Genomic DNA, 24046 nt, shown 5'->3' with positions numbered 1-24046 from the left:
CCGCTGACTGAATCCCATGTCTACCCAATCTCCCCCGGTCCGTGTGCCACCCCGGTGGCTGTGGTTCCTGGGGCTTGCCGTGTTGGCCATTTCCCCCTGGACATTGGCCACGACCCAGGCACTGTGGCCCCGCTGGCTGGCCATGATGGCCCTGGCCTGGTGGCTGCCAGGCGTGTTGTTGGTCCTGTTGTGGCGTCTTCCCCGTACCGATCTACCCACCGTGACAGTTTTAGCCCTGGCCTTGGGCCTTTGCTGGATGGTGTTGCTGGCCCTGCTGGCCCATTGGTTCCCGGGCCCCATCGGGCTCTGGCCCCTGGTGGCCCTCTACGCGTTCGGTGCGCTGGCGCTGTTGTTAGCCCTGGCCAGGCGGCCGCTGCTGTCGCCGGTGCCGCTGTCACTGCCGGTCCTGGTGAGCCTGTGCGGGCTGGTGTTGGTGGCCGCGACCCTGCGCCTGCCCGGGCTGGGCTACCACGAGTTTCACGCCGACGAGGTGGTGCTGTTGCGCCAGTCTCGACGGGCCATCGAAGGAGACGACGCGGCCCTGGCCGAACACACCAAGGGGCCCGGGGAGATTGCTGTAGCCCTGGTGGTGTACCGGGCGCTGGGCACGGCCGACGAAGCCACCGCCCGTCTGCCCTTTGCCCTGGCCAGCGTGGCGAGTGTCCTGGCCCTGGCGTTGCTGGGGGGGCGCCTCTTCAACCCGACGGTCGGCTGGGTGGCGGGGTTGCTGCTGGCGGTCAACGGCTTTGCCTTGGGCCTCTCTCGCATCGCTCAATATCAGGCCGTGATCCTGCTCCTCTCGGCGCTGTCCATGTTGGCGGCCTGGGAGTTTTCCCGGGGACGAGAGCGGCGATGGCTGCTGCTCCTGAGCACCCTGACGGCCTTTGGGCTCATCTTCCACTACGAGTTCGGCCTGCTGGCGCCGGCGCTGGCCTGTCTGGTGGTGCTTGGATGGCGTCGCGCCCGGCGTGCAGAGCGGGGTTGTCTGGTGAACGCGGCCCTGTGGGGGGGGACGGCCGGCGGGGCGCTGGTGGCGGCGGCCTACGTGCCGGCCATTGTCAATCCCTACTTCGCCACCACCCAGGGCTACCTGGCCAACCGCCTGGGTGAGATCGGGACCTTCAACCTGCCCTTCCTGGTGGAGATGGGCACGTTCTACAACTCCACCTACTTTTTCGCAGGCCTGGTATTGCTGGCCGGGCTGGGAAGCTGGCTGGGCTGGCGTCGGGCGCGGTTGCCGCTGGTGGTACTCTGGCTCTGGTGGCTGCCCTTTTTCCTCCTGTACATTTTTGTGGTGCGCTACCCCGGCACCCACTTTTACCTGCTCATGGAGAGCTGGTCGCTGCTGGCCGCCTTGCCCCTGGCGGCTCTGGCTACCGATCTGCAGGGAATGCTCACCTGGCGACGGGTGGCTGCTGTCGCGGTGGCCGCCTGGTTGGTGGTCTCCGTCTACTACCTGTACCTGGTCTTCTTCCGCCAGGCGCCGGAGTATGTGATGCATTACGACACAGAGCGGCTCCCTTTCTACTGGGCTCCATACGGGGAACGCATTCCCGAAAAGCCCCGTTTTGGCTTTCCCATCCAGGTGGGCTGGAAGGTTGCCGGCGTCTTGGGCCAGTGGGGATACCTGCCGGCCACCTACGCCAGCAACGACGGGGCCTGGGAGCTGCGGCGCTGGTACCTGACCCCCTACGACAAGCGGGATCCCGACCAGTCGCCCGGCGTCTTCTTCATCGCCACCCTCCTCCACGAGCCCAACCCGGAATACGACGACGTCTACCTCCAGGGCTACCTCCACGTGGGCGACATCTTCGTGCGGGGCGAGCCGCGCCTGCAGATCTGGACCTGGCGTCCTTTGCCGGTGCCCTACGTGGCCTTCGACGCGGAGCAGTTTGCCCCTCTTTTCGAGCGGGAAGTCAACCGCCTGGAACCCCTTCCCGATCCGCCTGCTCTGGTGGAATCGGTCCCCCTGGATGAGCATGTCCGGCTGGTGTCTGCCCACCTGGAGCGGCGGACGTATCGCATCGGCGAGACCTTGCACCTGCTCCTGGTCTGGCAGACCAATCGCCGCCTGCAGGACGACTACAAGGTCTTCGTCCACGTGGCGGATGAGAGCGGACGGCCGGTGGCCCAGTGGGATGGTTATCCGGGGCTGAACACCTCCTACACCAGCCGCTGGCCGGTGGGCTGGCCTTTTCGGGATCACGTGCTGCTCACCCTGGGGCCGGATCTGACCCCTGGCACCTATACCCTGCTGGTGGGGATGTATCACCCGGAGACCGGACAGCGGGTGGGGGATCGGGCGATCCCTATCACGACCCTGTCGATTTCTTCGTGAGGGTGGGAGCAGACCCGTGAGCCGCAATCCTCTGATGGGACCACCTGAGCGCCTTCTGCCGCTGATCCTTCTGGTTCTGGCCGTTGTGGGCCATGGGCTGCTGTGGTTGCCGGTGCCTCTTCTCTGGCAGGCTCTGGCTGCTCTGGCTGTGGTTGTGGTGCTTCCCGGGCTTCTGCTGGCCCTGGCCCTCCTGCCCCTTCCCCAGCCTGCAGCCTCCTCCGACATGGGGGGCAATGCCGGGCCGGAATGGCCGGGCCGCTGGTTGGGAGAGCTGCTGGTCTACGGGATCGCCCTGGGGTATGGGCTCCTGGTGGTGGGGATGACCCTGCTGAGCTACTGGCCAGGTGGGGTGACGGCCATCTCAGTGTTGCTCCTGTTCGACGGCCTGACCGTCTGTCTGGCGGCGTGGGCCTGGCGACGCTGGAAGGGGACCGTCGGGGCGGGGTTGCTGCTGCCAGGCCGACAGGGCCTCTGGCTCTGGGGCGGGCTGCTGGTGGTGGCGGCGTTCCTGCGCATGGGCCACCTGGGCTACGCCGAGTATCACGGCGATGAGGCCCGGGCTGTCCTGCGGGCGGCGGCCGTGCTCCAGGGATACGAGGATGTGCTCTTCCTCCACAAAAAAGGGCCGGCCGAAATTGTGATTCCTGCTGCCCTGTTTGCCCTGACGGGACGTCTGACCGAAGCGGCGGCCCGCCTGCCCTTTGCGTTGGCCGGCCTGGCCGCGCTGGGCGCCGTCTGGCTGCTGGGGCGGCAGCTTTTCAACCCCCGGACGGCCTGGATCGCAACCTGGCTGCTGGCTGTGGACGGCTACCTGATCGGCTTCTCCCGCATCGTCCAGTATCAGAGCCTGATCCTCTTGACCACACCGCTGGTGCTCCTCTCCCTCCATCGCCTGGTGGTAGAGCCCCGGGCGCCCGCCCGCCGCCTGACCCTGGCGGCCCTGATGCTGGCTACAGGGTTGCTGGCCCACTATGAGGCGGTCTGGGCAGCCATTCCGGCCGCCTTTCTGCTGGCCCATCTCCTCTGGCCCGCTGCTGGGCAGAGCTCCATCCCCCTCCGGATCTGGGTTCGGGCCCTGGCGGTGGCCGTTGCCATGGGGGGCGCGGTGGCCGCCAGCTTCTATGTGCCCTTCATCTTCCATCCCCGCTTCACCGGCACCATCACCTACCTGTTGGATCGGCGCATCGGCGGGGACAGCCTGCCCTACAACAACCTGGCCGACTTCTTCGGCCGCACCACCGTTTACAGCTCCACCTACTACCTGATCCTGCTGGTGGGGCTGGCCCTGATCGCCCTGCTCGGGCTCTACCGGCGCAGCCTGGGCAGGGCCGGTAGCCTCCTGGCTGGCGGGCTGGCGGTGGCGGCTCTGCTGGCCACCTTCCACCGGGCCGACTGGCTGACGGTGGGGGGCGTGGACTGGACCTTCGCGCCCTTCCTGATCTTCCTGGCCCTGGCCTGGACGTTGCCCCGGGTCAGCGTGGCCGAGCGCACCCTCTGGCTCTGGTTGGGTGTGCCGTTCGTGGTGACCCTCTTTTTCATGGCCAAGCCCCGCACCCACGTCTACGTGTTCTTCCCACCATGGGCGCTGCTGGCGGCCTATGCCGCCGGGCAGGGCTGGCAGCAGTTGCGCGGGGCCGGCAGGGCCGGTCAACTGCTGCGGCAGTTGGGGGCCGTTGCCGGGGCCGGCCTGTTGCTGGCCTTTGTTAACTACGCCTACTGGTACTTCGTCCACACCGACGTGGAGATCCTGCGCACCTGGCAGGAGAATCGCCCCCAGGGCTACTGGACGGCCTACGACGTGCCAGACAACCGGGCGCTCTTCGGATTTCCCTTGAACAACGGCTGGAAGGTGGTGGGCATGCTCTATCGGGAAGGCATCCTCCAGGGCGACTACGCCACCAATGAGGTGGAGTTCTGGACGCCTGCCTGGTACACCCGGGGGCAGCGGCGCTGTGAGGATCAGGCGACCTGGTTCTTTCGCATCCAGAACTTCCAGCCGGACCCAGAAGGATACGACGCCGCGTTGGATCACTTCCTGGAAAAAGACTTTCGCCCCTGGGCCAGGGTGACGGTGAAGGAACGCCCGGCCATGACGATCTACCGCCGCAGCGCCGAATCCTTCCCGCTGCGCACCTATCGCCTGGAGGAGTACGAGCCCCTCTTCGACGCCCAGGCCACGCCGGACCTGCCCCTGGGCTACCCCGTGGTGGAGCCGCCCATCGGCCATCCCCTCCACGTGAACCTGGGCAACCGCATCTGGCTGGAGGGCTACGACCTGGACTACACGCCCCCCCTGGAGCCGGGCGAGGTTTTCCACCTGACCCTCTACTGGCGGGCCCAGCAGTCCATGGATCAGTCCTACAAGGTCTTCAACCAGTCCTACTACGGCGACGGGGTGATGGTCGCCCAGCAGGATGGCTATCCGGTTTGCGGCAGCCGGGGCACGTGGCTATGGGATCCTGGGGAGCTGGTGGTGGATGTGCACGACATCCAGGTCAAGGCCGACGCCCCTCCGGGCCTCTACCCCCTGTACACCGGCCTCTACATCGAGGAAACCCTGGATCGCCTGCCCGTTCTGGACGAGGCAGGTAACCCCGTGGCCGACCGCGTCCACCTGACCGACATCCGCATCGAGGCGGGGACGCCCTAGTACACTCTGGCGTAAATACCACGGCAGAAATTCGGCGGCACCCCCTCTGCTGGATACCATCGGCGAATTCCTGCCGGGATTTACTGGCGGCCTTCGAGATGCCTCGATTTCCCATCCTTGCGTGGCGGGGCGCTGGGAGCTCTGGCACGTCTGTCCGACCGGGAGACTGAACCTGCGGAATGGTGCGTCCGCGCCGTAGGTCCCGCATCCATTCTCTCCTGGGTTTCTTTGCGCCTTTACGCCTTTACGCCTTTGCGCCTTTGCGTTAAAAAAAAACTTTTTGCAGGAGCATCATCCCTGCGCGACAGGGCGCTGGTTACCACCTCAGGGGAGTGGCACCGGGTAGGTGCCCAGTGGCACACACGGGCCGGACGCCGCTGCGAACACGGGTGTTGCTTCGCCTTCCCGGGCTTCGCTACACAGGGTGAGGACGTAGGTCCCATCCGGCAGGGCCAGATCTGCGGACATCTTCTGGATTATGCCCGGCTCCCACTGGCCCGCCTCCTCGGCCGCTTCCGGGGTCGCTATGACCTGGGGCGGTTCGCCCGGGGAAGCAGCCTCCAGGCGCAGCCGCACGGGAAAAGGCGGCCGGTTCAACACTTCGAAGTACAGGTCCACCTCCAGCCCTTCCTCCTCGCCGTCCACGCCATGGCCCAGGTAACGCAGCGCCGGATCCTGGCCTGGCACGCCCAATAGATCCGCCGTGGGCAGATGGGCCAGGGTCAGGGCCTGGATGGTGGGCACGGGGATGCCCAGCAGCGCCACCAACTTGCGGACAGGTACCTCCTCCCAGCTTGTGGCCGGGAAAGCCTGCAATCGGGCTTCCAACGCGGCCAGCCGCTCCCCGCGCGTCGCCTCCACATTCCGATAATAGGTGAAGAAGTAGAGATCCAGCACCTGCTCCAGCGCCAGGGGCCGGCTGCCATCCTCGGCCACCAGATCCAGCCAGCGCAAGGCAGGACCCCGGCAGGAGACGGGCAGAAGGTGGATCCGCCGGATGCCGGCGGCGCGCACCGGCTCCGGCACGGGGACTGCCATCAGCTTCTCCACCCCGAATTGCAGGGTGGGCGTGTTCACCCGCTGCAGTTGGCTCTGGCCGGTGCCGTCGGTGTAGCGGAGCAGCACCGCCTGGCAGTCGATGCCCATGAGCACCGTGGTGGCGTGGACCGGCTCCTCCGTGGTCAGGGCGATGCCGCTGGCTCCCAGGGGGCGAGGCTCGCCCGGCCGTTCGCCGCCCGGCAGGCGACGGGACACCTGATCCACTGCCAGGGTGAGCAGATCGGGATAGCGGTAGCGCTCCCAGTCGATGAGCGCCTGGTTCTGCCCGGTCTGGAAGCGCCAGATCTCGGCCCACCGCGCCGGGCTGAAGATGGGCCCCTGGGTGACCAGCCGCAGCCGGTCGTAATACGCGGCCAGGCCCGGGTCGGTGAGGAGGTTACGGCCGGTGCGCAGGGAGCCCAGGTAGCCCTCCGGGATGGTGCGTTCGAAGTGGCCGATGCGCCAGCCCGGCGTGTACGCGGCCGGCAGCCGGGCCAGCAGGGGATCGGTCAGGCCGCAGCTATCCACCACGTGGGTGAAGGGGCTGGCCGTGAACCCCCGCAGCCCGATGCCGCCACAGTCCACCCGCAACACCGGGTCGGTGACCCCCTGGACGATCCCACGCTCCGGCAGCCGGTTCCCACGCGTGGCCGCCAGCAGCCCCGTCTGGCCCAGGTAGTAGCGCCGCTCGTCCACGATGCCGCTTTCGCTGACCTGGGCCGGGTTGGAGTCGGCGCCGAAGATGGCCAGCAGGGGCGATTGGGACGGGTTGGCCAGGGCCATGGCCACCAGCACGGCTGCGCCGGCCAGGAGAAAGCGCCGGGGCAGGTGGGCTACCTGCTCCGCCAGGAGCAACAGGGCCATGAGGAAGGGGGCCGAGAGGAAACGGCCGGCCATGAAGTCTCCGCCAATGCGCACCACATAGGCCAGGTAGAGGGCCAGGGCGACGCCCGACCAGCGCAGGGCAGGCCGCCGGCTCCCCAGGCTCAACAGGAGCCCCGACAGGATCACGGCCACGGTCACCGGATCGGTGGCCAGGGCGTTTAGCAGGTAGAGCAGTCCCTGGTGCGTCAGCTCCCCCTGGCCGATGCCGGTGTTGAGCTTGGCGTAGGCGGTGTTGGGAAAGAGGAAGCCGTAGTAGGCCAGGGCGAAGCCTTCCCACGCCAGCCAGGGCAGGAAGCCCGCGGCCACAGCCAGCAGATCGCCCAGACGCCCTCGGCCGGGGGCCCCGGCTGACGTGCCACGCCACCACGCGTAGAGCAGGGGCGGCCCGAAGAGGAGCAGGGTATCCATCCGGTTGAGGACGCCCAGCCCGGCCAGCAGGGAGAGGAGGAAAAGGCGTTTCCGGCTGAGTTGAGGCCGGAGCGCCAGGCCCATGAACAGGGCCAGCAGCAGGTGGGTGAGGGGGTTCTCCAGGCCCGAGGTAGAATATTCCACAAACGCCTTGGACAGACTCAATGCCAGCAGGAGCAGCCAGGCCAGTACAGGCTGGCGTAAATACCACGGCCGAAATTCGCCGATAGTTTCCACCAGAGGGAATGCCGCTGAATTTCTGCCGGGATTTACTGGGGTGGCGCGTTCACCGGCCCAGCGCACCACGGCCCAGGCCGTGGCCAGGGTTAGCCCCAGGGAGAGGGCCAGGGTGGTGTAGTAGACTTCGCCCGTCAGGCCAAAGGCCGGCGTCAGCAGCAGAAGCCACAAGGGGTGGGTGTAGGACTGGACCCGCTCGCCCACATTCCAGACCGGGCCGAAGCCGTGGATCCAGTTGTAGGCGGTGCGGAAGGTGATGTAGGCGTCGTCGCTGAGCCACCCATGGCGGATGACCACCGTCATCAGCTGGATGCCCAACAGGAGCGTGACAAAGGCGCTGCCCCGGAAACGATTCAGGGTCGAAGGTTCGTGGCTCTTCATCATGGATGGATCCGCACCAACAGCGCGTCATCGGCCAGGGGCTGCCCCTGGCTATCCACCGCCGGCCAGCGGCGTCCGGAGCCCAATTCGTACACGCCCAGGGCGATGGCCGCCGTGCGGGCCACGTCCACATGGGGCAGGGCGCGCACATCCTCGACCACCTGGCCGGGCCACCAGGCATCGGGCGGGTAGAGGTTCTGGTAGGGCACACCGTCTGCCTGCCCCAGGACCACCCCCTGATCGTCAAGCAGGTGCACGAAGATGCTGAGGCCATCCGGCACCGGTCCTTCCCGGCGCCAGTACAGGACCAGGGCCGACAGTTCCAGATCATATTTCACATCCACCAGCTGGATGGCCTCGCCGAAGCGGGCCCAGAGGCCGGCCGACGGTTCGGAGCCATGGGCCGGCATCACCCACAGCTGGCCTACCGACGCGCCCCATTGGCTGCCAGGGGAGGCGGCCAGGTTGCGGCCCTGCACGGGATCGTAGACGCCCAGGTGCAGGTCATAGCGAATGGGCCAGGCCTCGGCGGGGATGGCCAGACGAAAGGGGCTGCGGACGTAGAGGCCCGTGGCCCAGTCGCTGGTGGGAATGTCGCCCGGATGGCGCAGATCCGTCGTGGCCACCGTCTGGCCGTCGGGAGCGTCCAGGTGGAGGTAGACGGCATAGTCGGTCTCCAGGGGCTGCAAGGCCCGCCAGTAGGCGACCAGGGAGATGGCTTCCCCCGGCCAGGCCGTCTCTGGCGCCGGGTCAACGCCCAGCAGCCGGATCTGATCTTCGAAGTCTGCACGCAGGGGACGGGAGGCAGGCAGGGCCTGGTCCGGCGGAGATTCCAGGCGGAAGCGGTCTGGGAAAGCCGCCCGCACCCCCAGGATGAGCAGCACACAGCCCAAAAGGGACGCCACCTGTCCCCAGGTGGGACCCTGGATCTGGAGCCGACGTCGGGGCCAGCTCAGGGGCCGGCGTTGCATCAGCGCCAGGCCCACCCAGAACGCCAGCAGCAGCCAGGCCGCGGCTGAGGCCAGATCGGCCATCCAGCGCAGGGGCGTGTCGATGAAGCGAAGCCACAGCTCGTGTTCGCCAGCCGGCACCTCCACGGCCAGCAGACCTGTGCCCGGCTGGGGCCGCACCGCCACCGGCTCGCCGTCCACCCAGGCTACCCAGCCGGGAAAGTAAAGCAGTTGCAGGGTCACCGTCGCCGGTTGGGGCAGGCGAAGCCGGAAGCGGTGCTCCTGGGCCCGGTTCAAGAGCTGCTCGCCCTCCGCGCCGTCCGGCAACGCACCGGCCAGTCGGTCCACCGGCCTGCCGGCCAGGTAGTCCTGGACCAGGGGAGAGTCCTGCAACGCCCCTTCGATCCAGATGGGGTTGAATTCGCCCAGGCTGGTGGTACCCACGGCCCCGGTGCGGACCTCAAAACGCACCACATCCGCCGGGGTCACTTCCTGGCGATTGGGTGCCAGTTTGTGGGGGTACAGGTTGACCAGCGCCGAGCCCATGAGCAGCAGCACGCACAGCATGGTAGCGCCTTCGATGGCCGCAGCCGGTAGGCGCAGGAGGCGGCTCCACCCGACCAGGGCAAGGCCACAGAGCCAGCTCAGGCCCAGGGCGGTAAAGCCGTGCCAGCGGAAGGGCCATTCGAAGAACTCCAAGAAGGGCAGGAGATCCCAGAGGGGTTCGGACCAGGCCAGGGCCATGAAGCCACAGAAGAGGCTGAAGGCCACAAAAAAGAGGCCGCTTCCCCCGTCCAGCTTCTCCAGGCGGATGCCCGTCCAGGAGGAGCCCGGCCGAAGCAGCCGCCCCACCCCCCACGCGAGCAACACACCGGCGCCCAGCGCAGCCATCCACACCTGCACCGCGCCCAGGGTCAGGGGAAAGTAGGGGTTGATGGCGCCGGTGTCCAGCGGGGGGGAAAGGGCCACCAGCTCCTCCAGTGGGATGAAGCGTTGGCGAAAATCGCTGGCCACGATCTTGTCCAGGTGCACATACTGGCCCTCCAACAGGGCGGGCACCCAGAACCAGGCGCTGAGGAGCAGCCCCAGGACGCTGCCCCCCACGCTGAGCCAGAGGCCCCGCAGGGAGCGGGTGACCCCACTGAGGGTCAGGCCCAAAACAGCCACCATGCCCATGGCCAGGAGGGCAGCGGCGTTGTGGCTCAGCAGGGTTCCGGTCAGGGCCAGCGCCAGGGTGAGGGCGTACCGTCTGCGCCCCGTCTCAAAGATCCGGATCAGGCTCCAGGCGGCCCACGGCGCAAAGGCCCACGCCAGGTATTGGGCCTGGTTCCCCTGGATGAAGAGCTCCCGCAGCTGGATGGGGGCGTAGGCGAAGGCCGTTGCCGCCACCACGCCTGCCCGCCAGCCCAACCGGCTGCGGCCCAGGTGGTAGGCGCCGGCCGTGCCTGTCCACAGACCCAGCAGCCAGGTCCCCTTGAAGGCCGTTTCCAGGTCCAGCCCGGCCAGGTGGAGGAGGCCGGTCAGGAAGTAGGGCAGGGGCGGCGCGTAGACGAAAAGGGGAATGCCCAGGCCGAAGCCCAGATTCTCTGCCCAGCGGGGAAGCCATACCCCATCCTGCCAGGTGTGGATCATCTCGGCGGCACGGATGAAGTGGACCCGGCCGTCGGCTGTGTTGGGCAGGCCGCCAGGCCAGAGGGCCCACGCGATGGGCAGGGCAATGAGCCAGGGCAGCCAGGCATCAGGCCAACGAAGGCGGACACGTCCGGCTGCTGTGGGGCGTGTGGGGCTGAACCATGAAGGACGCATCGGACACCATCTTTCCCAGGCCGGATGAGCGGCCGGCGTGGCTGTTTTTACTGCACCATGAAGGTCACCAGGTCTACCGAATCGCCGCGAGGCTCGTCCCCCATGCGGACGGGCAGCCGCTGGAGCGTCGCCAGTTCGTACAGGCCCAGGCGCAGGTGGTACGGGCCGGAGGGGGCGTCGGCCGGGATCTGGATGACGTGGGGATCGATGATGATTTCACCGTCGTGCCACAGGCTGGTGGGGACAAAGCCCCCCAGGGGCTGGCTGTCGAACTGGGCCACCGTCTGGCCGTCGGGCCCAATCAAATGGATGAACACGGTGTAGTCTACCTGGTTGTAGGAACGTTGCTTCCAGAAGAGGACCACCTTCAGGCTGGTTCCTGGCGCGGGCGTCTCCGGCCCTTCCACGTCGGCGCCCACCAGGCGGATGGTCTCGCCCAAATCGGCGGGCGGACGCAGCATGAGGGTGGGGCTGTAGGGAAGTTTCCCCACGGACAGGTAGTCGATGGGCAGAAAAGTGGGGCGGGGTGTGTCCGTGCCCGCCACCGTGGGCGTCAACAGCTCCTGGCTGTCCGGCTCGTAGAAGGCCACCTCGATCCGGTAGTAGCCGGGGGGGGCCTCATCCGGCAGGCGGAATTTGTGCCCATCCACGTAGACCTCGCCCGACTGCCAGGTGGAGGTGGGCGAACCGTAGGGCCAGCCTTCGCTGCGGGCCACCTCGTTGCCGGCCTGATCCACCAGGCGCACCACCACGCTTAGATTCTCGGCCAGGGGGGCCAGGGTGTAGAGACGCAGGCGGACCACAAAGTCCTGGCCCGGTTGAACCGGCCCTTCCAGAATTTCATGGTCCACCAGGCGGATGGCATGGCCCCAGTCGGTGAAGTAGGTCGGCGGCGGCACGGTGTGCAGGTTGTAGATGCGCACATACTCGGTGCCGTGCAGGGTGATGACCCGTTCCGGCGGCAGGCCGGCGAAGTAGTCCAGCAGGCGTCTGTCCGGCACCTGGCGCTGCCACTGGTGGGCGTAGAGTACCGCATAGTCAGCCCGGTAGAACTCTTCGATATCCACGCTGCGGTACGGGAAGATGTAGGAGAAGGAGCCGCCCCGGTACCACGAGGCCACCGTGAGCCGTTCGGCCTGGGGCTTCTCCATCAGGTAGCGGGCCGCCTGGTCCAATCCTTCCCCCAGCCCGATCATCATCACTTCCGGCGCTTTGGCGCTGCCGCCCAACAGCGGGTTGTAGTAGGTGAAATAGTAGGGGAAGTGGGGCAGGGCCAGGGCTGCCTGCAGGGCCACGGCCAGCGCCGGCAGGCCTGCGGCGATCCATCGGCGACGGATCGTGGGCAGCCGCTCCTGAAGCCAGGCAGCCAGCCCCACCCATCCCAGGGCCGCCAGCAGGTCCAGGGGCAGGTAGGCCGGGATCAGGTAGCGGGGGAATTTTTTGGAGCCCAGGGTCATGAAGGCGGTGAAGGCCAGCACGTAGAGGGCCAGCAGCCCCGCCGTGCGCCGGCGCCCAGGAACAGCGAAAGGACTGCGCCCAGCAGGCTCGCGACGCACAGCCGTCCATAGGGCCAGGATCAGGCCTATCATGACGACCGGTGTGGTCCGCCACAGGTAGGTCAGGGGATAGAAGAGGGGCCCCGGATCGCCGTCGATGACGCGACCGTTGAAGTAGATGGCTTTGCTATGCCCCTCGGCGGCCGACTCCCCGGCGGCGCTCAAGATGTCTCGGATGGCGGCCAGGGGCTGAACCCACATGGCCGGCCACAGGAGAAAGAAGACGCCCACGCCCAGTCCCCCCCAGATGCCCAGCTCCATGGCCAGTTTCCGGAGCACAGGGAGGCGAAATCGCTCCCGGGCAGCCTGGGTCAGGGCCAACAGGCCCACAAACGGGATCAGGAAAAATGCCGGCGATTTGGTCAGCCAGGCCAGGCCGGCCACCACGCCGGAGAGGATCAGGTCGCCCCGTCTCCCCCGCTGTTGATAGCGGAGAAAAGCCAGCAGGGAAAGGAACATAAAGGTGCTGCTCAGCCCGTCCACGTGGAGCATGCGGGAGAGGCCCAGGAAGAAGGGTTCCAGGGCGATGAGCAGAAAGCCCACCGCCGCGGTCGCCAGGCCCACCAGATCCACGGCCAGCCAGAAGGCTACCACCAGCGCCAGGGCAATGACGGTCACCACGGCCAGGCGGCCTGCCGCCAGCAGCGCCATGGGGTCCCGGCCGTGGGCACGCAGGAAGTCCTCCACCCCTTCGCTCATGCTCTCGATCTGTTCGGGCGCCTCCGCCGCGTAGTCTGGATAGCGCCAGAGGTAGCCGGCCATTCCCAGCCACATGGTGGTGACGCCGGGGTGGTAGCGCTGGTAGGTGCCGGCCCAATCGCCCCGACTCAAGGCCAGGTAGAAGTTGCCGGCCCGGGTCAGCCAGGAACGCTCGTCCACCGCGACGAAGTGATCCAATTGAAGGCTTCGGGGCAGCCAGAGGCAGAGGAAGAGCAGCAGGGAGGCAAGGGCTTTTTGACGGGTTGACATGGGTCCATTCACGACAACGCAGGCGCCTCCCGGAACGTCGCCCTGCCCCGGGAGACGCGCCAGAACAATCCGGCGTCAATACTCCGGCAGAAACTCGGCAGCATCACCTCTGCGGGTAACTCTCGGCGAATTTCTGCCGGGATCGACCAGGCATCAGCGAACGCCGATGGGGATTTCGGCCACGGTGACCGCGTCGCCGGCTGGCTCGCCATCTCGGGTGACGGGCAGGCGCGCCATGGTCGCCAGGTCGTACAGGCCGACCCGGAGGGTGTAGGTGCCGGCTGGCGCGTCGGCCGGGATGGGCACGGTGTAGTCGTCCGCGATGATCTGCCGGGGCGGCCAGTAGGAAGTGGGAATGAAGCCATCCAGGGGTTGCTTATCCTGCTGGCCGATCAGGGTGCCGTCCGGGCCGACCAGGTGGACGAACGCGGTGTAGTCGGTGTACATGAAGTCCAGGGCACGCCAGAAGAGGCGCAGCCGGATCGCTTCGCCCGGCCCGTAGGTGGCCTGCTTGTTCGCCCGCGCCTGGCCGTTCTCGTCCAGAAGATCCGCTCCGAAGAGCCGAATCTGTCCGCCCAGATCGGCCGGTGGCTCCAGGGGGTGGCGAGGCGTCTCCGGGAGGTCGCCCACGATCAGGTAGTCCAGCACGTAGGGCTCCGGCAGCAGCTCGCCCGTGTTGACCGAGGTGACCGGCAGGTGCTCCAGGGTGGCCGGGTCGTAGAAGCTCACCTCGATGCGATAGAGCCCGGGTGGTGTGTCCGGTGGGATGTCCACCTTGTAGTCGTTGCTGCGCAGCACCTCCCCGATGGGCCATTTGGCCGTGGCCATCCCCTCGGGCCAGCCGTCCACCCGCATCAGCTCGTGGCCGTCGGCGTTGACCAGCCGCACCAGGATGTTCAGGTTCTTGTCCAGGGGCGCCACCTTGACCAGGTACATGGTCATGTCGAAGCGCATGCCCGGGTACATGGCCCCGGAGAAGGTGTCGTAGTAGACCAGGCGGATGGCGTTGCCCCATTCCACGGTGTAATCCGCGGCCGGCGCCTGGCGCATGTCGTAAATGCGCACATATTCGATGCCGTTGAGGGAAATGGTCTTGACGGGCGTCAGGGTGTTGAAATAGGCCATCATGCGCCGGGAGGGCAACTCACGCTGCCACTGGTGATGGTAGATGACGTCGTAGTCCGCCTCCCAAAAGGCCCGGTTGGAGTCGGTGACGCCCTTGTAGAAGTAGCTGAAGGGCCCGCGCGGGTACCACGAGGAGACGGTGGTGGTGTTGGGATCCACCGTCTCGTTGAGGTAGCGGGCCGCTTCGTCCAACCCCTCTCCCCAGCCGATGAGCATGACTTCCGGCGCTTTGGCCGGACCGCCCATCAGCGGGTTGTAGTAAGTGATGTAGTAGGGATAGGTGGGCAGGGAGAGGCCGGCCTGGCCCAGCACCACGCCGCCAGCCAGCAGGGCAGGTGCCCAGCGGGCCAGGTTCGGGCGGGGAAGGCGGGCCAGCCAGAGGGTCGCCGCGCCCCAGCCCAGGCCCGCCACGATGTCCAGGGGCATGTAGACGGGCAACAGATAGCGGTCGAACTTCTTGGCGCCCAGGTCCATGAAGATGGTGAAGAACAGAGCAATAGCCAACATGCCCCAGCCGGTCTGGCGCGCGCCCCGCTCCCGTCCCGGGCCCCAGCCGGCCGCCAGGACCACCAGGCCCAACAGCAGGCCCAACAGGACCGGGGGGGTGCTGCGCCACAGGTAGGTGACCGGGTAGAAGAGGGAGCCCGGATCGCCGTTGATAATGCGGCCGTCGAAGAAGATGGGGCTGGAGTGGCCCTGGAGCGCGTAGTCGCCGGAGATGTCCAGCACCTCCCGCAGGGTGTCCACCGGTGCGACCCAGAGGGCCGGCCACATGAGGAAGTAGAACAGGGCAAAGATGAGTACCCAGACGGCCAGGGGGGCCACAAAACGCACCAGCGTCCGTCCCCACACCAGGTCCCGCCAGCGCCAGCCTGGCGTACCCACTACCTGAACCACATGGTCCACCAGGCCATAGAGGCCCAGGAGGGGAAAGAGAAAGATCCCCGGTGTCTTGGTCAGGATGGTCAGCGCTGCACCCAGGCCGGCGATCAGCAGGTCCAGCGGCCGGCGTCCCCGGTGGAGGTAGTGGAGGTAGGCCAGCGCGGTGAAGAGCAAAAAGGTGCTCAGCAGACTGTCCGGGTGCATGAGCCGGGAAAGGGCGGAATGGAAGGGCGAAAAGGCGATGAGGGCAAAGCCCAAGGTGGCCGGCAACAGGCCCAGCAGCCGCCACGCATACCAAAAGGCCAGGGCCAGCACCAGGGCATTGGCCAGCACGATGAAGGTGCGGCCGGCGGCCAGCATCTCCAGGGCTGTCAGCCCATGCTGGTTCAAAAAGTCGGTAAACGCGTCGTCAGTCCAGGCGAATTGCCCCGGCGCCAGACGGGCGTAGGCCGGAAATTTCCAGAGAAAGCCGGCCGTTCCCGCCCACATGATGGTCACGCCGGGGTGGCCATGCTGAAAGGTGTGCTGGTAGTGGCCGTTGACCAGGGCTTCGTAGAAGTTGGCCGAGCGAACCAGCCACTTGCTCTCGTCCACCGTGACGTATTGGTCCAGCTGAAAGCCCCGGGGCAGCCAGATGGCCAGGGCGACCAGGAGGACGGCCAGCAGTTGTCGCTGGCCCAACGCCGCCCGGAGGCGGCTCCAGATCTGGGGTTGGGCTGGCCGTGCACCGGCCAGGGCCGTGGACTCTGCGGTAAGACTCTGCCAGAATCGAATCATTGCTGAAGTACCTTTGCTGACAAAACGGTCAGCTGAACCGAATCGCCACCTGTACCCGTTGGCCCCTGCACCGGCAGCCGCTGGCCTGTGGCGCCATCGTACATCCCCACGAAGACGGTGAAAGCACCGGCCCCGGGCAACTGCAATCGATAAGTATCGGCAACCACTACGCCCGGAAACCAGCGGTCGGTGGGGAAGAACCCCTGCAGGGGCTGGTGGTCATCCTGGGCGACCATGTGGCCGTTGCCATCGACCACATGGACAAAGACCGTGTACGGCAGGCTGGGACGGGCGGCTGCCTGCCAGTATAGCTGCAAGGTCAGTGGCTCGCCAGCCGCCACCTCCGTCCTGGCCGGGTCGAAGGCAGCGCCGCGGCTATCCAGCCACTGGGCTCCGATCAGGCGAACTTCTCCACCCAGCTCGACCGGCGTAGCCAGCCGGGCCGACCGGGGCGGCGCTACCGTGCCCACCTGGATGTAGTCCAGGGCCACCAGGTCCCCTCGGGGGGTGCCATCCTGCGCCCCAGTGGCGGGCAACAGCGTCTGGTCGGCGGGGTCATAGAAGCCCAACTCCACCCGGTAGATGCCCGGCGGCGTCCCGGGCGGAATGGTCAGATCGTGGCCATCGGGCCACACGTCGCCCTCGCGCCAGGTGGAGGTGGGGGCACCCCAGGGCCATCCTTCGCTGCGGGCCACTTCCACCCCATCCGCACCTACCACCCGGACCAACACGTTCCAGTTGGTCGGGATGGGGGCGCGGTTCACGAGGTAGAATATAGCACGGAAGGTATCCCCCGGTGAAATTGTTCCCGCCGGTAACTGATAGGTCACCAGCCGGATGGCATCCGCCCAATCGGTGACGTAGTCGGGCAGGGGCATGTTGTGCAGGTCGTAGATGTAGGCGTAGTCCAGCCCGTTGATGCGCACCACGTGGACGGGTGTCTGCCGGCTGAAGGTAGTGATGAAGGCGCGCGACGGTAGCTGGCGTTGGAAGTCCTGGGCGTAGAGCACCGCGTAGTCCGCCTGGTGCCAGAAGTAGATGGGCAGGGTGCGCCCCTGGAAAAAATAGGAGAAGGGGCCGTTGGTGTAGCCCGAAGCCACCACCAGTTCCCGGGCATTGGGCAGGCTGTTGAGGTATCGGGCTGCCTGGTCCGCGCCCTCGCCCCAGCCGATCATCATCACCTCGGGGGCCCGCCGGCTGCCCCCCAAAAGCGGGTTGTAGTAGCTCAGGTAGTACGGCGCCGTGGGCAGGGTGAACCCGGCCTGGAGCCCCAGGACCACCACGCCGACCATGGCGGCGACGCAGCTCCTGGACCTCGGCCAGTGCCGGCCCAGCCATGCCGCCAGGGCATACCAGCCCCCGCCGGCCAGCAGGTCCAGGGGCAGGTAGCTGGGCAGGACGTAGCGGTCAAATTTTTTAGCGCCCACATTCATGAAGAGCATGAAGAGCCCCGCGTACAGGGCCAGGTAGACGGCTGTGGCGCGCGCGGGGCGTTCGCCAAAGGGCATCCCTCGCCGGACGAACGCCACCGCTGCCAGCAGCAGGCCCACCAGCACCGGCGGCGTACTCCGCCACAGGTAGGTGATGGGGTAGAAGAAGAACCCCGGGTCGCCGCCGTACACCTGCCCGGCAAAAAAGGTGGGTTTGAGGTGTCCCTCTGCCGCGTAGGTCTCCGCCGCCTCCAGGATCTGGCGCACACTCTCCACAGGGTGGACCCACATGGCGGGCCAGAGCAACACGAATAGCCCCGCCGCCACCCCACCCCAGAGGAGCAGCCGCCAGGCCCAACGCCTGAGCACCCGGCTGGAAAGGGCCATGGGGCCGGGCCATATTCGTAAATCCCGGCCGAAATTCGCCAATGGTTTCCGCCGGAAGGAGCGCGCCCAGGGGGCCCCCGGAATTTCTGCCGTGGTATTGACGCCAGACTGGACTAAGTGCAGGGCAGTGAACAGACCGGCCAGGGGCGCCAGGAAGAGGGCCGGTGAACGGGTCAGCCAGGCCAGGGATGTGGCCACGGCTGAGAGGAGCAGGGAGCGCAGGTCGCCGTTCAGCAGGTGGTGGATAAAGGCCACCACCGCCAGCAGCATGAAGCTGCTCACCAGCCCGTCCAGGTGTAAGAGCCGGGAGTGGGCCACGTGGAATGGATCCAGCGCGATGAGACCAAAGCCCAGCAGTGCCGGCCCCAGCCCCAGCAGGCGTACCGTCACCCCAAAGGCCACCAGGAGCACGGCCGTGATAAGGAGCACCGCCACACTTCGGCCGGCGGCCAGTAAGGCCACCGGGTCGTGGCCTTGCTCCCGCAGGAAGGGCTCGATCTCCTCGGTGAGCCAGCCGAACTGGCCCGGCGCATCCTGGGCGTAGGCCGGATAGCGCATCAAGAAACCCAGGGCCCCTGCCCAGGTCACGGTCACCCCCGGGTGATGGCGCTGAAAGGTGTTGGCCCAGTCATGGCGGACCAGGGCCTGGTAAAAATTGCCGGACCGGGTCAGCCAGGCATGTTCGTCTGCAGTGACGAAGCGATCCAGCACCAGTCCCCGGGGCAGCCAGATGAGCAGCGCCAGGATCAGGGCCCAGAAGCCGGGATGCCGGGCAAGGGCGGTGGGTCTCATGGGGCAGGGAGAACCTGGATCTCAGTCAAACCCAGCGCGTCACCGATGGGCTGGCCTTCCCCATCGAAGATGGGCAGCCGTTCCCCGGTGTCACCGTCGTACATGCCGATGAGGAGGGTGTAGGTGCCGGGACGCGCGTCCGCGTAGACGGGGATGAAGTAGCGGTCCGCGATGGTGTCGCCGGGCCGCCAGAAGGTGGTGGGAAACTCGTTGCAGCCGGGTTCGCCGTCCCGCTGGCCCACCTTGTGGAAGTCGCCCATGTCGATGATTTGGGTGAAGACACTGTACTTGGTCTCCACTGGCTGGGTGGCCTGCCAGTACAGGGTCAGGGACAGGGCACCGTCCGGGGTCGCCTGGGTGCTGTTCAGCCGGTAGCCCTGCAGGCGGATGGCATCGCCAAAGCGGTAGTCCAGCGGGTGCTGGATGGCCGGCTCCGCCACCGGGCCGCTCAACTCGAAGTGGGGTCCGCTCAGATTTTCGTCGAAGCGGGTCTCGAAGTCATCCACCTGGAAGACCTGGGGCGTGATGGGCTCGTCGGCCATTTTGTAGATGGTCAGGCGCTCTTCACCGTTCACCATCACCACGCCATACTTCTGATAGCCCTGTTCCTCCACCTGCTGGCGAATGACGGTGAGGTAGCCCTTGTCCGCCGGTTCCACCGACTGGGTGAAGATGTAGTAGACATGGTCCCGGGGGCAGCGGCCCTGGCCCCGGGTGTACCAGTCGGCCACCGGCTCCTTGCCGTTCAGGTCAAAGGGCGCATCCAACACGCCCTCGGCGTAGAGGCTCCCCACTACCTTCCAGCCGTTGCGCAGGGGAAACCCGAAGATGGACATGCGGGTGGGCATGTCGTAGCTAAACCAGTAGCCCCAGGGACGGTTTTCTCGCCAGGTGCGCAGCACCTCCACGCCCGTGTGGACGAAGTACCAGTATTCGTAGTTGCCAAAGAGGGCGATGGCCAGGGCCATGGTGGGGACGGCCACCCGCCGCGCGGCCGGGATGGTCAGCCGGTTGCGCAGCCAGGCCCAGGCCCGGGCCAGGACCATGCCGGCCACCAGCCCCCAGGGGATGACAAAGCCGTAGACGTGGGTGTTGGGCGTGAGGGTGAAGAAGAGCATCAACACCATGGGCGCGCCAAACCAGAGCCAGACCAGTCGCTCTTCCATGGGGAAGCGGGGTAGAAACCAGGCCGCAGCCAGGACGGCGGCAAAGAAGAGCCAGGTATGATCCTGGCCGGCCACGGTCAGCCAGTTGGGCACCCAGAAGGTCAGGGTCACCCCGCCCACCAGCAGGGCTGTGGCCAGCCAGCCCCGCCAGTCCGGCCAGTTGCGCCGGTACAGGTGGGCCAGGCCCAGGGTGGCCAGCCCGGCCATCAGCACGAAGTAGTAGGTGGAGCTGTAGAGGGTGGACCGTTCGAAGAAGTCCACCAGGTTGTTGTACGGAAAGGAGGTGCCGATGCGGTTGACCGTGATATAGGCGTAGGTGATGCGAAAGCTGGGGTTCAGGACAAACGGCACGTAGAAGATGGCCAGCACGGTTCCGCCCACCAGGACCGGCACCCCCAGGGAGCGGACCAGCCGCGGCAGGGGCTGCCCCTGCCGCCAGAGGGTGTAGAGCAGGTAGAGGCCGGGCAGCGCCGCCAGGGCCGCCTCGTAGTGGGCCAGTAGCCCCGTGGCCAGGAAGAGCGCGGCCAGGGTGAGGTAGCGGCCCAGCCCGGCCGGGTGGCGCACCAACCGGTGGAGCACCAGGACGGTGAGCACCACCATGAAGAAGACCAGGCTCTGGTACTGGACGATGCGGGAAAAGCCGATCAGGTAGCCGTCCAGCGCCAGCAGGATGGCCGCGGTCCACCCTCCCACGGGCCCGAAGAGCCGCCACCCCAACAGGAAGATGGCAAACAGGGCGGCGAAGTTGGCGATGGCAAAGGGCAGCCGGGCACTGGCTTCGTTGAGGCGGTCCGTCAGGGAGTAGATGGCCGTGGGCACCAGGATTTCCGCCGGCCCCTTCTTGTGGGTGAGCAGCGCCTCGGTATAGCCCTGGATGTTCTGCGCGGCGATGAGTACTGCCCGGGCTTCATCCCCCTGGAACTCGGAATAGGAGAGGTTGGGGAAGCGGAAGAAGCCGGCCACCAGGGCCAGGGAGAGCAGCCCCGCCACCAGCCAGCGGCGATCCACGTCCCGTGTCTGTGTCACGCCTGGTACGCCGGGGGCACTTTGGGGGAGGGTACGCCCCTGGCGCCAGATGAGGAAGGCCAGGCTCGCGTTCAACAGGTCGAAGGCAACCAGGGTCTGCCAGCGGTGGAGGGGGCCGGGCCAATAGCTCAGGAGCAGGAGCACCACCACCATCAGGGCGTAGCCGGCGCCCACCCCATAGAGAACCCGCTCCCACAGCTCTGGCTGGCGTTCCGCGTCGTCCCCCAGCAGCCATTCCACCAGGAGCATCCCCGGCGTCAGCCCGGTGATGATCAGCGCGGCCCCGGCTCGCCAGATGAGGGGCAGGTCGAGCATCAGCCCCACATGGGCCAGCACTGCCAGAGCCAGGAGCGGCACGAGATAGAAGCGCTGTGTCAGTATCTGTCGCATCATGTCAAATCCCGAGTATAGCATGGGGCGGCCCGTTCGGCCTAACGGATGAAGAGTTGGCCAACAGAGAACTGTGCAGCCGGTTCATACCCTCGGGATTGGGCGTACTCCAGCAGGGGTGTTTCCAGCTCCCCCTCCTCGGTGATGAGAATGGCCGCAGGCGGGTCGCTGTCCAAAAGTTGGTGCAGGGTGGAGAGGGAGGTGGCCAAATAGCGCTCTCGCTCTGCCGGGCTCAGCAGATCCCCGATGCGATAGACGAAGGAGCCGGTGGCCAGCTCCGGGTAGATGTCCAACCTGGCCTCGATGGCGTAGACCGGCGACAGGGTGGCCACCTTGGGCGAGGCTTCCCCGTCCAGGTGACCCGCCTGCACCAGATGGCCGCGGATGGCGTAGGCGATGTCGTGGGCGGCCACGCCGGACCAGGCTTTCTCTGGATCCAGGGCATTGTGGAGCGCGCCCGTGTGCCGGGGCAGAATGATGAGGACCGAAATGGCTGCCACCACCAGGGCCAGGCGGCGCAGGATGCCCTGCTGCGAAGGGAGCAGCTGGCCCTGCAGCGCGGCCAGGGTCAGCAGCAGGAAGGGCACGGGCATGGCGAAATATTGGGGAAACAGGGGGCTCGGCGTGAACGCGGTCACCGTCGCGGTGAGGGCCATCAGACCGGCCACAGCCACGGGGAGGGTCAGACGTTCACGGCCGTCGCCTCGGGGCATCTCCGGCCACCGATCCAGTAAAAGCCAGCCAGCCAGGGCCAGCCACAGCACCAGGGGCAGCACGTTGGAATTGGCCAGCACGTCCCGGGCGATGCTCAGCTTCCCCCACAGGGAGGCGTCCTCCAGGAAGCCGCTCTGCACCCGCCAAAGGGTGTTGGTGGTGTGGTAGCCCAGGTTGTTAAACAGAAAGCGATCCGGATCCCGCAGCAGGTAGTACCACACGGGCCCCAGGCCCACCGCCAGGCCCACCGCCAGGGGAAGCGCGCCCCAGCGCAGCCGTGTCCACCCAGCCGCCTGTCGCGGGTAGAGGAGGGTCAACAGGCCGCAGGGCACGACCAGCGAGGCGTAGTAGAGCTTGCCGCCGATGGCGCCGCCCAGGGCCACCCCAGCCAGCAACAGTCTTCCACTCTGGATGGCACCGCGTCGGTAGGCCCCCGCCATGAGCAGCCCCCCCAGCAGGCTCAGGGCCATGGGCAGGGTGTAGTTGGAGGCCTCCATGGTGGCCCGGGTGATGTAGTAGTTGGACAGGAAGACCACCACCAGGGTCAGGCTGAAGAGGGAATCCCGGGTCCAGCGCCGGCCGGCCATGTACAACAGCAGCGCGGTAAGGCCGGTCCAGGCGTAGTTGATCAGCTTGGCGGTCAGCAGAAAATATCCGCCGGTCAGCCGAAAGAAGGGGGCGTACAGCAGGGGCACGTAGGGCATCTGGACGAAGGCGAAGTCCTGATACAGTCGCTTCCCCTGGGCGACCAGGTAACCCGCGGTCACGTACATTTGCTCGTTGTGGCTGTCGTTGTAAACGGTCTGCCCAAAGAGCCCCACGGCCAATCCCACCGCCACCAGGGCAACGGCTGTAACCCCACCCTTCTGCCTGCTCCAGGTCATCCAGATACTCCTGTCCCGTCGATGAGCTGCATCATCCTGTACCGGCGTCACTGTAGAAAGTACAGATTCCACAGATTACCGCAGATAACGCCAGAAGAAAATCTCACGATCCCTTCGCTTTCGTTTTCATCCACAGATGACAGGGCTTTTGCACTTTAGGGATAGCGGGTGGGCACGGAGGCCCGCCCTACGGAAATCGGTGCCTCGTCGTAGGCGGGGCGAATCATGATTCGCCCCTACATGCTGCGCAGCCGTCGCCGCCCCTTCACCCGCCGGGGGAGGCTGGGAAATCTGTGGCTTCTACAGTGAACTACAGTGAACCCATCCGTACATCTGTGGATCGCACCCAAGGGGGGAGCGTCAACCCACGGACAGGGGCAGCGTCGCCGGGGCTGCCTCCGCTTCCCCCGCACCGGCCACGCGCCGCAGGATGCGGCGCAACGTGGCCACTTCTTCAGGCGTCAACCCGGCCAGGGGCCTGGTGTCGTCTCCCTGGAGGATGGCCTGGCCCAGCCGGCTGCGGGCCAGCATGCGCAGGTCTTCCTCCAGGGGGTCGGTGAGGCGATGGTCCTCGACGATGCGCCCGTCCTTCATGCGGACGATGCGCTGGGTCGCCTGGGCCACCCGGCGGTCGTGGGTGACGATCACCACCGTGGCGCCCTGGCTCTGGTTCAGCCGGGCCAACAGGGCCAGGATCTCCTCGCCGCTCTGGCTGTCCAGGGAGCCGGTGGGCTCGTCGGCCAGGATCAGGGCGGGCTCGTTGGCCAGGGCCCGGGCAATGGCGATGCGCTGGCGTTGCCCGCCGGAGAGCTGGTTGGGCAGGTGGTCGGCCCGGTCGGCCAATCCCACCAGCTCCAGCAGGTGCATGGCCCGCCGGGACCGCTCCCGGGCGCTGGCTACGTGGCCCACCATGGGCACCTCCACGTTTTCCCGCGCGTTGAGGGTGGGCAGCAGGTTGTGGAGCTGGAAGACGAAGCCCACCGTCCGGGCGCGGAAGGTGTCCACATCCTTCAGGCGCGCCAGGTTTTCGCCCGCCACCCAGACTTCCCCCTCGCTGGGCTGATCCAGGGCGCCCAGCATGTTGAGCAGGGTGCTCTTGCCACAGCCGCTGGGCCCCATCACCGCCAGCAGCTCACCCCGCTCCACCGTCAGGTTGACGTCGTCCAGGGCGCGGACCGCGGTCTCGCCGCTGCCGTAAACCTTGCTCAGATGTCGGGTCTCGATTAACCGTTCTGTCATGGCATACTCGGCAGAC

General features: G+C 66.9%; 10 protein-coding genes. 2 read left to right on the top strand and 8 right to left on the bottom strand.

The features are described 5' to 3' along the window. The first annotated feature begins 16 nt into the window (after positions 1–16). Both FKZ61_RS00200 and FKZ61_RS00195 read left to right on the top strand, forming a co-directional pair. Positions 17–2338, top strand: coding sequence for an ArnT family glycosyltransferase (locus FKZ61_RS00200; protein WP_141608050.1), 2322 nt, complete (start codon positions 17–19; stop codon positions 2336–2338). A gap of 16 nt (positions 2339–2354) precedes the next feature. After that, positions 2355–4988, top strand: a complete 2634-nt coding sequence (locus tag FKZ61_RS00195; protein WP_141608049.1) for an ArnT family glycosyltransferase — start codon at positions 2355–2357, stop codon at positions 4986–4988. A gap of 324 nt (positions 4989–5312) precedes the next feature. Here FKZ61_RS00195 and FKZ61_RS23765 read toward each other — a convergent pair whose 3' ends face one another. The 8 genes from FKZ61_RS23765 to FKZ61_RS00155 form a co-directional block, all read right to left on the bottom strand. Next, positions 5313–7940 carry a hypothetical protein gene (locus FKZ61_RS23765; RefSeq protein WP_141608048.1) on the bottom strand — a complete coding sequence of 876 codons (2628 nt, stop codon included), beginning with the start codon at positions 7938–7940 and terminating at the stop codon, positions 5313–5315. Next, positions 7937–10693, bottom strand: coding sequence for a 6-pyruvoyl-tetrahydropterin synthase-related protein (locus tag FKZ61_RS00185; protein ID WP_141608047.1), 2757 nt, complete (start codon positions 10691–10693; stop codon positions 7937–7939). Before FKZ61_RS00185 ends, FKZ61_RS23765 begins: the two co-directional genes overlap by 4 nt. Positions 10694–10740: 47 nt before the next feature. Further along, positions 10741–13218, bottom strand: coding sequence for an ArnT family glycosyltransferase (locus tag FKZ61_RS00180; RefSeq protein WP_141608046.1), 2478 nt, complete (start codon positions 13216–13218; stop codon positions 10741–10743). A 153-nt stretch (positions 13219–13371) separates the two neighbouring features. Continuing rightward, complete coding sequence (locus FKZ61_RS00175; RefSeq protein WP_141608045.1) at positions 13372–16002, bottom strand: ArnT family glycosyltransferase; 2631 nt, start codon at positions 16000–16002, stop codon at positions 13372–13374. Continuing rightward, positions 15999–18611, bottom strand: a complete 2613-nt coding sequence (locus FKZ61_RS00170; protein WP_141608044.1) for a phospholipid carrier-dependent glycosyltransferase — start codon at positions 18609–18611, stop codon at positions 15999–16001. The genes FKZ61_RS00175 and FKZ61_RS00170 overlap by 4 nt, the downstream gene beginning before the upstream one ends. After that, entirely contained in the window at positions 18608–21196 is a 2589-nt protein-coding gene (locus FKZ61_RS00165) for a glycosyltransferase family 39 protein (protein ID WP_170199001.1), read from the bottom strand. Before FKZ61_RS00165 ends, FKZ61_RS00170 begins: the two co-directional genes overlap by 4 nt. Before the next feature lie 38 nt (positions 21197–21234). Continuing rightward, the gene (locus tag FKZ61_RS00160) at positions 21235–22791 is read right to left on the bottom strand and encodes a hypothetical protein (protein ID WP_141608042.1); all 1557 of its coding nucleotides are present in this window, start codon (positions 22789–22791) and stop codon (positions 21235–21237) included. A 360-nt stretch (positions 22792–23151) separates the two neighbouring features. After that, complete coding sequence (locus FKZ61_RS00155) at positions 23152–24030, bottom strand: ABC transporter ATP-binding protein (protein WP_141608041.1); 879 nt, start codon at positions 24028–24030, stop codon at positions 23152–23154. Positions 24031–24046 lie beyond the last annotated feature (16 nt).

This window comes from Litorilinea aerophila (genome assembly GCF_006569185.2).
Classification (GTDB): domain Bacteria; phylum Chloroflexota; class Anaerolineae; order Caldilineales; family Caldilineaceae; genus Litorilinea; species Litorilinea aerophila.
The sequence above is the reverse complement of the archived record's forward strand: the minus strand, read 5'-3'. Positions and strand labels throughout refer to the sequence as shown.

Coding starts and splice junctions, on each gene's coding strand:
- FKZ61_RS00200 (WP_141608050.1), top strand. CDS start 17: ATGTCTACCCAATCTCCCCCGGTCCGTGTGCCACCCCGGTGGCTGTGG.
- FKZ61_RS23765 (WP_141608048.1), bottom strand. CDS start 7,940: ATGATGAAGAGCCACGAACCTTCGACCCTGAATCGTTTCCGGGGCAGC.
- FKZ61_RS00185 (WP_141608047.1), bottom strand. CDS start 10,693: ATGCGTCCTTCATGGTTCAGCCCCACACGCCCCACAGCAGCCGGACGT.
- FKZ61_RS00180 (WP_141608046.1), bottom strand. CDS start 13,218: ATGTCAACCCGTCAAAAAGCCCTTGCCTCCCTGCTGCTCTTCCTCTGC.
- FKZ61_RS00175 (WP_141608045.1), bottom strand. CDS start 16,002: ATGATTCGATTCTGGCAGAGTCTTACCGCAGAGTCCACGGCCCTGGCC.
- FKZ61_RS00170 (WP_141608044.1), bottom strand. CDS start 18,611: ATGAGACCCACCGCCCTTGCCCGGCATCCCGGCTTCTGGGCCCTGATC.
- FKZ61_RS00165 (WP_170199001.1), bottom strand. CDS start 21,196: ATGATGCGACAGATACTGACACAGCGCTTCTATCTCGTGCCGCTCCTG.
- FKZ61_RS00160 (WP_141608042.1), bottom strand. CDS start 22,791: ATGACCTGGAGCAGGCAGAAGGGTGGGGTTACAGCCGTTGCCCTGGTG.
- FKZ61_RS00155 (WP_141608041.1), bottom strand. CDS start 24,030: ATGACAGAACGGTTAATCGAGACCCGACATCTGAGCAAGGTTTACGGC.